The following is a 14,148-nucleotide window of genomic DNA, read 5'->3' as shown; positions in this document are numbered from 1 at the left end:
GTCGACCAGTAACCGGAGGAGCTGCTTGCGCTGCGTCTTCCGGTCCTTCTTGGTTCCGAAGTATAGTGGCAGCAAAGAGAGGAGTATCATCATGAATCGATTGAAGCTTAAACAAACGTACATCCGGGTTTTTCTGTTTCTATCGATTCTGTTCACTCTCGCATTCGTGCCCTATACCCTCTTTCTTTCCGCCAAATTCACCACTTACGCGCAAGAAGAAATCAATACCAACGCAGGGGCCAGGTTTGATCAAACGCTGAAAGGCACGGAGTTCGCTCTGAACAGGCTTAAATCATACGCTTTGAGCATTTACGAAACACCAGCTGTTCGCGAATGGCTAATATCGGATACCAAGAATCCGCTTTCGGCCATGATCGCCTCCAATGGGATGGCTACATTGCTGGCCAATGAACCGTTCATTTATAAAACATACTTGATCAATACCAATACCCAGGAGGTCATTGACTCCAGCGTAGGAATACGGGCAGCCGACCAATTCGAAGATCAGCGCATGCTCACCAACGTTCGGGATGACAGGCCCAGGGTACTTCGGTTTTTTAATCATGAAATTGGCGGCCAGAAATTTATGTGTTTGGTTGTACCTTCCACGCCGATTCATAATGCCTACAACGGTTATTTGGTGATGCTGCTGGATAACCGACTGTTTCAGAATACGATTCTACAATCCAGCATTCAAACTGGCATTGAAGTGGCTATTACAGACGATCAGGGCAACGTGGTGACAGCTTCGCCTGGAGCCGAAGCGCTGGTTCAAGCGGCATTCCAAAATCGTGTTGCCGGTGAAATGTTCAAGATTGTCGACGGTGGCGAGGAATGGTCGGTAATCGAGCGGAATATGGAATCACAGCCGTGGACCATGTTTTACTTGACCCGCCTTGGGATCGCAAAAGAGAAGATCATAACGTTCCAGCGTCAAATTCTCGTAACTTCCTTTACTGTACTTCTGATGCTATTCATCCTCTTGTATTGGATCTCTCGCCGCTCTTACCGCCCACTGAGCCAATTGGCCGCGCGGATCAGACATGAGTTTGCTAAAGCCCGCATGAAGCAGGCACCCGATTTTTCCGCAAATTCCGGAGAGTATAGTGTTATTCAAAAAGGAATGGATGCATTGTTTGATACGGTGGACAACATGGTATTCTCCATGCGTAATCATCAGGAGGTGATCGATGGAGAATATATGCGGCAATGGATCCTTATCGGTGCCATGAGCGAACCGATCAGGGTTTATGTAGAATCCCATTTTCGACTGCTGTCCTACGAACAAATGCGGATGATCGTATTACGGATTGACCAGTATGCGGCGTTTACCGAAAAATACAGCAATTTCGGTTCTCGGAAATTGCTGAAATACGGGATAAGCAATATCGCCAAGGAAATTGTTACGGAGCAGGGATGGACAGCAGAAAGCGTCGATTTTGGTGGCGACCATGTCGTTTTCCTAGTCGGTCATAAAGGGAGAGAAAACGATTCATGGCTCAATGTCTTGGGCCAAATTGCCGAGCAAATTGAAACATGGCTGAACATTCATATAGTCATTGGCATGAGCGAGTCCTTTGAGCAAGAGGGAGATCTTCGCACAATTTATGATCACACATACGAATTGACCCATTTGAAATTCATAACGGGAGAAGGAAATGTATTTCAGGAGAAAGATTACAAACGGTATGCGGACATCGTCAAGCATTCGGGAGACGAAAAACTCGTCGAAAGCCTCATTCAAAATGTACGTCTGGGGCAACAGGATAAAGCAATTGCTATCTTGGATGTTCTGATAAGCCAAATGAAAAGTATGTCCAGAGCGGAATGTATCTTTGAACTAACCATTCTTTTTCATAACCTGATGAAAGCCTTGAAGCCTTTCGTTTTCTTTGATCATTCCGTAGGGATACAAAAGTTTCTGGAGCGTTTCCGCACGCTTGATGAGGTGCGGGATTGGTTAAGCGAGAAACTTGGAGATATTATTCTAAATATGTGGCAACGCCGTAATGCCGGACGCAAAGAGACTCTAGCAGTGGAAGTACGAGACTACATCAACAACCGGATTCACGATCCGATGCTCTCCGCAGAAGAAATCGGCAGCTATCTTAACTTGTCCACCAGCTATGTCCGCCAAGTGTTCAAGGATGTCACTGGAGTGACGCTGCTGGATTATATAATAGAAACCCGAATCGAAAACGTTAAAAGATTGTTGGAGTCCACCAATTGGTCCATCGCTGACATTGCCGAAAGCTCCGGCTTCCAGACGAAAAGTCATTTTTACACTACGTTCAAGAAAATGACGGGAAGAACGCCAAATGAGCATCGACAGTTTCATATGTCCGGAATAGAAAGATGAAGTGAATGATCGGGAGGACAACCTGTTTGAAAGATCGTACCGTCATTTTACGCTTGCTCGGCGTTTGCCTGGTTTGGGGCGCCAATTACGTCGCGAGCGCTTATTTGCTGCGGGAGTTCTCTCCCATTTTCCTGTCCTATTCGCGGTTGTGCGTCACATCGCTTTTCCTGATTGCGGTCGCAACCTTTGGTCGGAAATTGAAACGTCCCACTCGGTCGGAGTGGGTCCTTCTGATTTGGGCGGGGCTGTTTGGAACGTTGTGCAACCAGTTCTTCTATTTCGAAGGGCTGCAACATTCCACGGTCGGAAACGCTTCGCTCATCATCGCTCTGTCGCCTGTGGCGACCATGCTGCTGGCGCGCTTGTTTCTGGGAGAGGCTATTACCGTTCCCAAGCTTTCGGGCGCGGAGGATAGAGCGGGTTCGTTCCGCGCGCAAAAACTCTCGGATTTAGGCTATGAACGTTCTTGACAAAACACAAGAGCAAGCTATAGAATGATCAACAACTACACATTCGGATCATGCCTGTGAAGAGAATCCAACTCGGAGGCGTTTTCGTCAAGAGCAGCCCGTTCGGGTTGTGTCCTAAGCTTACCGGCCCCGCCCGTTATCGCGGAACCAAGAGGATTGAATCGCGTTATGTCGCGGTTCGATCAAGTTGGGTGGCACCGCGAGCTGACGCTCCTCGTCCCAATTCGGACGAAGGGCGTTTTTTTGTTACCCAAAAACTGGAAGAGAGGTTGAGGAACTATGAATCGTGTCTACAACTTTAACCCGGGGCCGGCGGCATTGCCGCTTGAGGTGCTGGAGCAGGCGCAACGGGCATTCGTCGAGTATGGGCAAACAGGAATGTCGCTCATGGAAATGTCGCACCGAAGCCGAATCGTGGAGCAATTGATGGGGGAGACGGAGCAGCTTCTAATTGAGGTGATCGGGTTACCGTCAGGTTACCAGGTTCTGTTCATGGGGGGAGGAGCAAGCACCCAGTTCGCTCTGGTGCCGCTCAATTTGCTCAAAGAGGAGAAAGTCGGGCGTTATGTGTTGTCCGGGAGCTTTGCGGAAAAGGCTTATCAAGAAGCGCAAACGGTAGGTCAAACGGAGATTCTCGCCAGCAGTAAGGCGGATAACTGGACAAAGCTTCCGGATGTGAACCCGCTGGCCGCCGGTATGAATACAGCTTACATTCACATAACGACCAACAACACGATCGAAGGATCGCAGTTTCAGGAGATCCCCGATACAGGCTCTATTCCGCTGATTGGCGATATGACGAGCGATATTTTAAGCCGGAGAATGGACTGGACGAAGTTCGCCATGTTCTACGCAGCCGCGCAAAAAAATCTGGGTCCCGCCGGCGTGACGGCCGTCGTTATTCGAAGCGAGCTGCTGAAGGAAGGCAACGAGCGTATTCCGACCATTTTCAAGTATGGCACCTATGCGCAGCATAAGTCGCTTTACAACACGCCACCCGTACACGCCATCTATATGACGAAACTCATGCTGGAATGGGTTGTGCGTCAAGGTGGTATCGCGGAACTGGAAAAGCGGAATACGAAGAAAGCCGGGTTCCTCTACGAAGCCATCGATGCCAGCGGCGGATTTTACAAAGGCATCGTGGAAAAGCCATTCCGCTCCATGATGAATGTGACATGGCGAATGAAGGATGAACTATTGGAAAAGGCGTTTGTTGTGGAATCCGAACGGAATGGATTCGAAGGTCTGGCCGGTCACCGCAGTGTCGGAGGACTGCGCGCTTCCGCTTACAACGCAGTCCCCACCGAGTCATGTCAGGCACTCGCCGGGTTCATGAACGATTTTCGCAAAAGACACGGGTAAGGGAGAGAATAGATATGCTATATACTGCGTTTGTACGTGAACATCGGGAGCTTCTGCAGCATACGGTTGAGAAGAAGGGGATAACACTCTCCATTGCGGACTTGCTTGAACAAGACGAGTTGCGGAGAAGGTTGTTAAAGGACGTCGAGGGTTTGCGCCATGAGCGGAACCGATTATCCGAGCAGATTGGAGAGCTTATCAAGCAAAGGAAACATGACGAGGCGGAGCAAGTCAAACGGCAGGTCAGGGAAGCCAATGAAGTGTTGGGCGGGTTGGAGATCGGTCTGGCAGAGGCGGAGAAGGCTTTCCGGGAGCTGATGCTGCTCGTGCCGAATCCGGTATCGCCCGATACGCCGGACGGGAAATCGGATGCGGACAATGTGGAGATCAGGAGGGTGGGCGAGCCTCCGACATTTGATTTTATGCCATTGAATCATGTGGAGATCGGCGAACGTTTGGGCATTCTCGATCTGCAGCGTGGCGTGAAAATTGCGGGTACCCGCAATTACGTGCTCAAAGGAACAGGTTATCATCTTCATCGGGCCGTTCAGCAGCTAGCTATGGATGTGCTGGAGCGCCGTGGTTTTACTCCGCTTGAGGTTCCCATGATGGTACGGGGCGAAGCGCTTTTGAATACCGGTTTTTTTCCCACGGGTGAGGACCAGGTCTTCGCCGTCGCGGAGGAGGACAAATATTTGATCGGCACTTCCGAAGTGAGCCTGGTGTCGTATTTCGGCAATGAAATCATTGAACTGAACGAGCCGATCCGTCTAGCGGCGGTCACGTCCTGTTTTCGGAGGGAAATCGGATCGGCCGGTCGTGATGTCCATGGGCTCTATCGGGTCCATCAGTTTGCGAAAGTGGAGCAAGTTGTATTATGCGAAAATGATCCTTCTCTGTCAGAGCAGCTCTTGCAGGAAATGACCCGGAATGCCGAAGACATTTTGCAATTGCTGGAGCTGCCGTACCGGGTCGTTGCCGTATGTATCGGCGACATGTCGCAAAAAACACACAAGCAATATGACATTGAGACTTGGATGCCAAGCAGGCAATCGTACGGGGAGACGCACTCGTCCTCGAACCTGCTTGATTTTCAGGCGCGCCGGGCAAATATTCATTATCGGGATGAAGACGGAAGGATGCAATATTGCCACACTCTTAACAATACGGCTATCGCAACCCCGAGGATCCTGATTCCGCTTCTAGAGAACCATCAGCGGGAAGACGGGACTGTCTATGTACCGAAGGCGCTGCGTCCTTATTTGAACCGAGCGGAGGAGATTCGGCCGCTATAGTGGAATATTCGGGGTAACATTAGTCACAATAACACGTTACGGAATCTGAAGCCGCTTGCGACCAAAGGCTCCGTAACGTTTTTTGTGCATGTAGACGGGATTTTTTTGATTTTGCACCGCAACGTGACTACTTACGTGGAACAAGGTACGGGGCTAATCCAGTAGCGATAACTCGATGCCCCCGATCATTTGGATGGATGGGCGGAGAACCGCTTAACGCATCTTCAATCTTTCCTTTTCGATATCCATAGATAAGATCCGCTTGATTTCCTTCAAACCACCTATGGACAGAAGCAATTTTGGCATTGCAGCTTTGGGCGACTTCGCGCGTTGTGTCATTTAAGCGATTTATTGACTCAGCGGACAGAGGGCTGTTCGGGAATGGATTGTATTGCGTGCAGCAAATGATTCGGGCATGACTTTCTCTTTTTATTCGAGTGAGCAGAGCAAGTAAATTCCGCTTATAATTATTTAAACTCTGTGTTGCAGTTAAGGGTTGCTGGTTTCTAAGCGAAATCAGTGCCGCATTCATTAAATCGATTCCGCCGATCCAAACGGAAACAGCATCAGAATGACTAATCATTGAGGAACCTTGCCCTATCGCAGCATCTAATAGATCACAGCTGCTCCAACCAGGACGAGCCAATACATATCCAATAACTCTACGGGTAGGAGAGTGGGAGTTCAAATGGGCTACAACTAATTGGGGATAAGCCATTGCGAAAGAGGAGGCACTTTCCCCGAATGTAATGGAATCTCCAAGAGCTGTATAGCGCAAAAGATATCGACCACCCTTTTCATAATCATACATGCTTTAGAGGTATATTATTGTGATTATGCGCGGATTGTGTGGACATTTATTATGATTGTTTCAACGACCGCATGAGGTCGGGTTTTTCTTCTTTTGATTTTCTTCATTCACCCAGCTTTTTAGACCTCTGCAGCATTTCCCTTAAAACGTGGGCAACTCGACTTTTCCGGTATTTTCGTTTTCTTTTTAATCAACTCTAACGATTCTTTATATGCTTTAATATTATTCTGCTTTAAGAACTGCTTGGCGGCAATCCGTAGGGTTCTCCTTAACAACAACGCTGTCGAACGAGTGAACTTAGATCGGAAACCCCTGCGCAATACACGCAGCGTTTTTTTGTAAGCCACGAGATCCTCTGAAGGAGGCAGGATAGCAAGTAAGCGGACTGACAAAAGTCACTGCTACTTTTAACGGTAAGCCTTATACGGCAGGAACAGTTATCGATCTGTCCGGCAAGCCGGGCAAACACAAGTTGATCATAACTGTAACAACGGGCAAGTCGCAGAAAACTTCTTATGTGATCGAAGCAGCGGCGAGCGCTGTTAGTATGCGAACTTTAGTTGACCGCTTCAATGCAGACCAACAATTCACGAATGCCGAAGCGGCTCGTCCTTGAACAATTATTTGGAAATGATGAGACGCTTTGAAGGAACGGATGAAGCTCAAGCGGACAAATATCTTAAAGGCTTTAATGCGAAGCTAGACCAACTGAAGAAGGATCAACTCATTTCGGATGGGGTGTACAGCACGCTGAAGGAAGGCGTCTATTACCTGATCGGGAACTTAGCGCAAAATAAAGCCGTTGAAGCCTCTTCGGTAGAAGCCTCTAGTCCTAAATATGTGCCTGCCAAAGCGGTTGATGGATTCCAGCAGCAAGATGGGCGAGCGAGTATACGAACAATAGTTCGTTCCAGATCGATCTCGGTGAAGCGACGGAGATGGACACGGAAACAATCGATTGGGAAGCCTATTTACAACAGACGGTATGAGCGAGCCGGTTAAGGTTACTTTTTGAATACAAGAAAGCAGCTGTTGCAGAGCTTCCTCTGTGACGGCTGCTTCTTTTCGTTTGGAAACCGCTTTTGAATAGGTTCTAGTTGATTTGGGTATGAATATTGTGCAACTGTGGATTCGGAGCAACGGAATTTCTAATAATAAGCTTGTTGGATGTAATGATTCTGCGGCGTTCTTGCTTTGGATTTTCAATAATGGAAACGAGCAGACGTGCGGCTTCTTCGCCCATGACCTGTTCTTCCTGGCTTACGCACGTTGGCGGTACGCTGGACAGGGAGGCAAGCTCATAATTATCGAAAAACACGACCGATAATTGCTCCGGCACGCGAATATTCAACTCTTTGGCCGCTTCGATAACCGTCAAGCCAACCGCTGCGTTAATGGCGAAGACGGCAGTCATATCGGGGTTTTGCTTCAGAAAGGTTTTGATTTCTTCTTTCGCGGACGGATCCGCTTTGCCTTCCTTCAAAATAACATTAACTTGTTCCGCATCAAAGTGTACCAAACGAAGCCGATGGTCTACCGGAAGATGCTTTTCCGCCAAAGCTTTCTCGTAACCGACGAGTCGGTCTTCGATGCTTGTCGTTCCCTGGTAAATTGTAGAGATAAATCCGATATGGCTGTGTCCATTGTCGATTAAATGCGCAGTGGCTTCACGGGCGCCTTCTACATTGTCTGAGCATACGCAGTTCGTTTCAATGCCTCGCAGGTAGCGGTCCACCACGACCAAAGGGAAATTGCTTAATGTAAGCCGTAATATTTCCTCGTTATAGGTTTCGCCGTCCACCGGGAAAATGATGATCCCCTTAACCCCTAGCTGAATAACCTCGCGTAAAATATCCTTTTCCGTTTGCTGAGAGTCGTCGGTTTTGCAGTAGATCAACCGGAAGTTCGATTTCGTCAATTCGTTCTCGATACCATTAAGCAATTGGGCGGTAAACGTATTTCCCAATCGCGGCATCAAGTAGGCGACCAACTGCTTGGTTTTGCCGCCGGATACGGCCGGTTCTGGACGATAAATGACGGCCTCTCCCGATGAGTCGTGCGAGACGAAGGAGCCTCTTCCTTGAATGCGGTATATCAATTGATTCTCGATCAACTGGTTGAGGGCGTTTTTCACCGTAATCCGGCTAACGTTGAATTGTTCCGCCAATTCGTTCTCGGAAGGCAGCCGGTCACCCGGCTTCCAAATGTTTTGATTGATTTTATCCAAGACATACTCTCTGATTTGCGTGTATAAAGGAATACGGGGGGTTGCTTTACTCACATGAATTCACTCCCACTTCAACATAAAACAAATGTACAACTTATCGACCGTGCTGTACAGCCGCTTTCCCGATTTACACATACAAATAAACATGTTAATATTGGTCGAAACAAATATACAACTATAAAAGTTGTATATACATATTTTTAAGGCGGGAGTGTTTGGTTTGACTGAGAAAAAAACCGTTCATATTATCTCTCATTCTCATTGGGATCGCGAGTGGTATTTGCCGTTCGAGAAATTTCGTATCCGGCTTGTGGAGCTCATGGATAAAGTCATCGGTCTCCTGGAATCGAATGAATCTGATTTTCATTATTTCCATTTGGATGGGCATGTGCTATTGGTCGAGGATTACTTGGAAATTCGTCCTGAAATGGCAGAGCGAATAAAGCTTCTCATTCGTGCGAAAAAGCTGTTTATCGGTCCCTGGTATGTGCTTCAGGATGCATTTCTGACAAGCGGGGAGGCGCAGCTAAGGAATTTGCAGCTAGGGATTGAGCGGGCGGAGCAGCTTGGGGGGAGCACCGGCGTCGGTTATTTTCCGGATACGTTCGGCAATATCTCTCAGTCTGCGCAAATTCTGAAAGGTTTTGAAATCGATACGGCGGTTTTCGGTCGAGGGATCAACGCGATCGCGGAAAACAATACGGTGCAGAATGACGGGAATGAAGGTTACCGTTCGGAGCTTTGGTGGGAGGGGCCGGATGGTTCGAAAATACTCTCCGTATTTCTGGCGAATTGGTATCACAACGGAATGGAATTGCCCGTAGATTCGGAAGCCGCCAAGGTCAGAGCCGCCGTAACGCTGGGAAATGTCGAAAGATTTGCCGGAACGGATCAGCTGCTGCTCCTCAATGGCTGCGATCATCAGCCGGTGCAAACGGACGTGGGACCGGCGATCCAGGCTTTGAACGATAACGTGCCCGGTTACCGGTTCATTCATAGCAATTTTCCGGACTATTTGAATGCGATTGCCCCTTATGCGGCCGGCTTTCAAACCGTATACGGCGAGCTGACAAGCCAGGAAACGGATGGCTGGGCGACTTTGGTGAATACAGCTTCATCCAGGCTTTATCTTAAGCAGTGGAATGCCAAGGTTCAGAATGAGCTGGAGCGTTGGGCAGAGCCGTTCTCCGCGATCGCATGGAAGCTGGGCGAAGCTTATCCGGAAGCGTTCATGGATCATGCTTGGAAGCTGTTGCTGCAAAACCATCCCCATGACAGTATTTGCGGTTGCAGTCTGGACGAAGTACATGAGGAAATGGTCGTTCGATTTAAAAAAGCTCATCAAATTGCCGCAGCATTAAGCGAAAAGTCGCTGGCTTCTATAGCCGGCCATATAGACACCGCTTCTTTGTCGACCGAACGGGAGAATGCCATCGCGATCGTGGTGTTCAATCCTTTGGGATGGATGCGGGACGATTGGGTAGAAGCTCAGCTGGATGTGCCTGACGAAATGGATTTCAATCACTGGGTTCTGTTGGACCCGGAAGGCAACCAGATGCCTTATCATGTCGAGGATTTGGGTTGGACGCATGGCTTTACGTTGCCGGATGACCGGTTTAGAATTCCATGGGTCAAACGCCGCTACCTGCTGAAAATTCAGGCACAGCGGATTCCGGCTGTCGGGTATGCGACTTTTATGTTGACGAAGGTTGATGAGGCTCAAGCCGAACGGCTGGACTCTTCATTTGAGCCCGATTCGATAGGGGAACCCGCTGCGGCAGACAAAGAAGAGATGAGTCTGGAAAATGAATATATTAGCGTTGCCGCAGCCAGTGATGGTTCTTTGAGTTTATTGGAAAAACATACAGGCAAGCGATATGAGGAACTGCTTGTGTTTGAAGACGCAGGCGATATTGGCAATGAATACATGTACAAAGAACCGGAAGACAAACAGCGTATCACGACCAAGGGAACTAAGGCGCGAATCAGCAGGATCTCACCTACGGAAATGCTTATTATTCACGAAATGGACATTCCGCTTCAGCGGAACGGACAGTCGCGGTCCCAAGAGAGAATCGGCCTGAAGCTGGAGGTGCTCCTCACTTTGAGACCTGGCGCCCGCAGGGTAGAAGTTGTGGTGAAGGGGAACAATGCGGCGAAAGACCATCGTCTGCGCGCGCTTTTCCCGACCGATTTAACAACGGACATATGCTGCGCGGATGCGCCGTTCGACGTGGTGAGAAGGAAAATTCAACCGTGGTCCGGATGGGAGAATCCTAACCGCGCGGATCGAATGCAAACGTTCGTGGATGTCAGCGATGAGCGGCAAGGACTTATGGTTGCCGCCCGGGGACTGCCGGAGTATGAGGTGCTAAGGGACGGGCGCAATACGGTTGCGCTGACTTTGCTTCGGTGCGTAGGGGAACTGGGGGATTGGAACGTTTTCGCAACGCCGGAAGCGCAATGCCTGGGAACCTTCTCCGCCGAATTTGCGATCGTTCCGCACGAAGGGGATTATGTTCAGGGCATACGGGAGGCGCATGCTTTTCAAACGCCATTGCGTGCGGTGACCACCTCCGTTCATAAGGGCAGCTTTCCTTGTAAGCAATCCTGGGTTAGCGTCGACCATCCCGCGTTATGGGTCACTTCTTTGAAAAAAACGAGAGCGGGTGACGACCTGTCCCTTCGTTTTGTCAACTTGACCTCCGAGTCCGTTGCCGTTTCGATTACGGGGGAAAGCATGGACGGGAGACTCAGCGTCGGGGAAGCATTATTGAATGAAAAATGCATCGGACAGCATGCTGTGGAAAATAACGCTTTGCCCTTAACGGTTCCGGCAAAAAAAATTATATCGCTTTTAATCTAAAAAAGGGGTTATATCCTGAACATCAAAGCCAGTCGCAAGAGGCTGGCTTTTTGGTGTTTTTCTTTTATCCAAGTGGAGGAAATAAGTCGCATATAGTCGAAATGTAATGTATGGAAATATAGAATATATGTATTGTTTACTTTCATGTCTTCGCATAGTTATGATTATAGTCACATAATCGATACCGAGCAGCAGCAGACGGGTCGCGAATTAGAATTTCCTACCTGGAATCTGCCATTAGGAAAGCTATGGAACATTGAAGCACAATCTGCGTATTCCTAATGAGGGTAGAGGAGGTATAAGTGTTGACTGGTTCAAAATACATAAAACTACTCGGACTTATTGTTGGTGTAGTGGTTTTGGATACCCTAGTGCTCTCGCCCGGGTTTCTAGGTGTAGAGATAGGCGGAAGTGCTCTTTCAACAGCGTTTGGAGTAACATCGTTGTTGGCCAGTGCGCTTGCGTTGCTTTACGGGAGTTATGCTTTACTGCTTAAGGCACCCGTTGTTGTACCTGTAAAACAAATCAAATCACACGAAGACTACGTGGAGGCTTTGACTCATTATAGACGCGTAAAAGCGCTGGAGGACGATATTACTCTGGCTTTGGAGCAATTGAGTCGGATGAGAAAGAAAATGGACACCTTGTTAACTGTCTTAAATCAGAAGTTCGATACGACTGAGTTAAGCTACAAGAAGTTCGCTTCCGTAACTCAGGAGGTAGAAAAACTATTTTACCTTAACGTCAGGAGCGTCCTAAATAGGCTTAATGTCTTTGACGAATCGGAGTTCAAAAGTATCATGAGCCAAAAACAAACGCGGTTTTCTCGGGAACTTCTTCAACAAAAGACGGAAATGTATAACGAACATCTGTCTTTCGTGAAAAATTCTATAGGGACTAACGAGGAAATTTTGTTGAAATTGGATAAGCTGCTGCTGGAAATATCGCGCCTGGATAGTTTTGAGCTGGGAGATATCGAAAATATGCCTTGTATGCAGGAAATAGACTCGTTAATTAAACAGACAAAATATTACAAACAGTGAGAGGTGCTAGGAATGGCAAAGAAGAGTAAATTTTTCCTGATATCAGGTTTTATCTTGGTAGTCGTGTTCGCCCTTGTGTATTATGGAGTAAATCTGACCTCGAATTTAGGGAAATCAAAAGCGCAGGTGACATCGGAAAACGTAGGCAAGCAATTAAGCGAGCTATATTCGGATATTTCCGTCACTACCGCGACGCCGGTAAAGGGTCAGATCGACCTTGATCCTGTCGATGTCGCTGCCTCGCTGCCGGATATCTCTAAGTACCCGATAACCGTAGACAATACGACTGATAACTTCGTTGAAATCTTCTCTTCTACGGAGAAGTCGGGGACCGGTGTTGACGGTTGGTTGGCTGAAGTAGCGACCGAATTTAACAAGGCTAATATTGACGTCGACGGGAAGCCTGCTTCCGTTAAGATTCGGAATATCGCTTCCGGTACGGCCGCCGATTATATAAAATCCGGTAAATATGTACCAGACGCGTACACGCCTTCAAACGAGTTATGGGGCGAAATGATAAAGGCGAGCGGCGTAAAAACTCAGCTTGTTTCCAAGCGTCTCGTCGGGAATGTTCCCGGAATTGTTATAGCCAAGGCGAAATACGATACTTTAGTAGATAAGTACGGGTCGGTAAATGTCAAAACCGTTACCGAAGCGATAGCGAATAACGAGTTTTCTATGGGATATACGGATCCCTTTGCCAGCTCTACAGGCCTAAACTTTCTCGTAACGGCACTCAATACCTTCGACAGCACTAATATTTTGGGAGATAAAGCGGTTCAGGGGTTTGAGAAATTCCAAGCCAATGTCCCCTTTATTGCGTCTACGACTATACAAATGCGCGATGCGGCTAAGTCGGGCAGACTTGACGGATTTGTATTGGAGTACCAAACCTATGTCAATGCAGCGGATTTGAAGAGCGGCTATGTTTTCACACCTTTTGGCGTAAGGCATGACAGTCCGTTGTATGCTTTAGGCGATCTTCCTCAGGCTAAGTTAGACATCATTAAGAAGTTTGCGGAATTCGTTGCGCAGGATAAGTATCAGAAATCAGCTCAAGAAAAGGGCTTCAATAATCTCGAGGACTACAAGTCGGAGCTTGCCGTAGTTGACGGTAACCTTCTGTCTTCCGCGCAGAAAGTGTGGAAAGAAAAGAAAAACGGAAGTAAACCTATCGCGGCCGTATTCGTAACCGATGTATCCGGCAGCATGGATGGCGAGCCTTTGAATCGGTTGAAGGAGTCCTTGTTGAAGGGGCAAAAGTATCTAGGGAAAGACAATAGTATCGGCCTTGTCTCCTATTCAAGCGATGTAACGATTAATTTGCCTATTGGGAAGTACGACACTAATCAGCAGTCCATGTTCGTTGGTGCGGTGAACAATCTCCAAGCTAGCGGCGGTACGGCCACCTTTGATGGAATTGTCGTAGCGTTGAAAATGCTTCAAGATGAGATAGCCGTTAATCCTAATGTTAAGCCTATAATCTTCGTCCTAAGCGATGGTGAGACAAATGAGGGTTATTCGCTAAAGGATATCAAGGGATTAGTCGAGACGTACAAAATTCCGATTTACACTGTCGGTTATAATGCCAATATTAAAGCACTTCAAAGTATTTCGAGTATCAACGAGGCGGCTAGCATTAATGCCGATACAGATGATGTTGTCTACAAGTTAGGAAACTTGTTTAACGTTCAAATGTAACTTAACCAGAG

At 47.9% G+C, this 14,148-nt stretch carries 11 protein-coding genes; 9 read left to right on the top strand and 2 right to left on the bottom strand.

The window, feature by feature from the left end; all coding sequences use genetic code 11:
- Positions 1–91 precede the first annotated feature (91 nt).
- The 4 genes from K7P76_RS25245 to serS all read left to right on the top strand — a co-directional run bounded on the left by K7P76_RS25245 (position 92) and on the right by serS (position 5,489).
- A complete protein-coding gene (locus tag K7P76_RS25245) occupies positions 92–2,359 on the top strand; it encodes an AraC family transcriptional regulator (protein ID WP_232188605.1) in 2,268 nt (755 codons plus the stop codon).
- Positions 2,360–2,385: 26 nt separating this feature from the next.
- Positions 2,386–2,829 (top strand): DMT family transporter, encoded by a 444-nt coding sequence (locus tag K7P76_RS25240; RefSeq protein WP_232188603.1) that lies wholly within the window; start codon positions 2,386–2,388, stop codon positions 2,827–2,829.
- Between the two features lie 279 nt (positions 2,830–3,108).
- Complete coding sequence (serC, locus tag K7P76_RS25235) at positions 3,109–4,194, top strand: 3-phosphoserine/phosphohydroxythreonine transaminase (protein WP_232188601.1); 1,086 nt, start codon at positions 3,109–3,111, stop codon at positions 4,192–4,194.
- A gap of 14 nt (positions 4,195–4,208) precedes the next feature.
- Positions 4,209–5,489, top strand: coding sequence for a serine--tRNA ligase (gene serS / locus K7P76_RS25230; protein ID WP_232188599.1), 1,281 nt, complete (start codon positions 4,209–4,211; stop codon positions 5,487–5,489).
- A gap of 127 nt (positions 5,490–5,616) precedes the next feature.
- On the opposite strand, the gene K7P76_RS25225 is transcribed toward serS, so the two are convergent.
- Positions 5,617–6,267 carry an SGNH/GDSL hydrolase family protein gene (locus tag K7P76_RS25225; protein ID WP_232188597.1) on the bottom strand — a complete coding sequence of 217 codons (651 nt, stop codon included), beginning with the start codon at positions 6,265–6,267 and terminating at the stop codon, positions 5,617–5,619.
- Between the two features lie 505 nt (positions 6,268–6,772).
- On the opposite strand from K7P76_RS25225, the gene K7P76_RS25220 reads away from it, so the two are divergent.
- Positions 6,773–6,916 carry a hypothetical protein gene (locus K7P76_RS25220; protein WP_232188595.1) on the top strand — a complete coding sequence of 48 codons (144 nt, stop codon included), beginning with the start codon at positions 6,773–6,775 and terminating at the stop codon, positions 6,914–6,916.
- Positions 6,913–7,302 (top strand): FIMAH domain-containing protein, encoded by a 390-nt coding sequence (locus tag K7P76_RS25215; RefSeq protein WP_232188594.1) that lies wholly within the window; start codon positions 6,913–6,915, stop codon positions 7,300–7,302. Before K7P76_RS25220 ends, K7P76_RS25215 begins: the two co-directional genes overlap by 4 nt.
- Positions 7,303–7,393: 91 nt before the next feature.
- Here K7P76_RS25215 and K7P76_RS25210 read toward each other — a convergent pair whose 3' ends face one another.
- Entirely contained in the window at positions 7,394–8,581 is a 1,188-nt protein-coding gene (locus K7P76_RS25210) for a GntR family transcriptional regulator (RefSeq protein ID WP_232188591.1), read from the bottom strand.
- A 166-nt stretch (positions 8,582–8,747) separates the two neighbouring features.
- On the opposite strand from K7P76_RS25210, the gene K7P76_RS25205 reads away from it, so the two are divergent.
- From K7P76_RS25205 to K7P76_RS25195, 3 genes are all read left to right on the top strand, one after another.
- Entirely contained in the window at positions 8,748–11,393 is a 2,646-nt protein-coding gene (locus K7P76_RS25205; RefSeq protein WP_232188589.1) for an alpha-mannosidase, read from the top strand.
- Between the two features lie 305 nt (positions 11,394–11,698).
- Positions 11,699–12,436 carry a hypothetical protein gene (locus K7P76_RS25200; protein ID WP_232188587.1) on the top strand — a complete coding sequence of 246 codons (738 nt, stop codon included), beginning with the start codon at positions 11,699–11,701 and terminating at the stop codon, positions 12,434–12,436.
- 12 nt (positions 12,437–12,448) lie between these two features.
- Positions 12,449–14,137, top strand: coding sequence for a vWA domain-containing protein (locus K7P76_RS25195; RefSeq protein WP_232188585.1), 1,689 nt, complete (start codon positions 12,449–12,451; stop codon positions 14,135–14,137).
- Positions 14,138–14,148 lie beyond the last annotated feature (11 nt).

It is taken from the genome of Cohnella silvisoli (assembly GCF_021190915.1).
GTDB classification, from domain to species: Bacteria; Bacillota; Bacilli; order Paenibacillales; family Paenibacillaceae; genus Cohnella; species Cohnella silvisoli.
The sequence above is the reverse complement of the archived record's forward strand: the minus strand, read 5'-3'. Positions and strand labels throughout refer to the sequence as shown.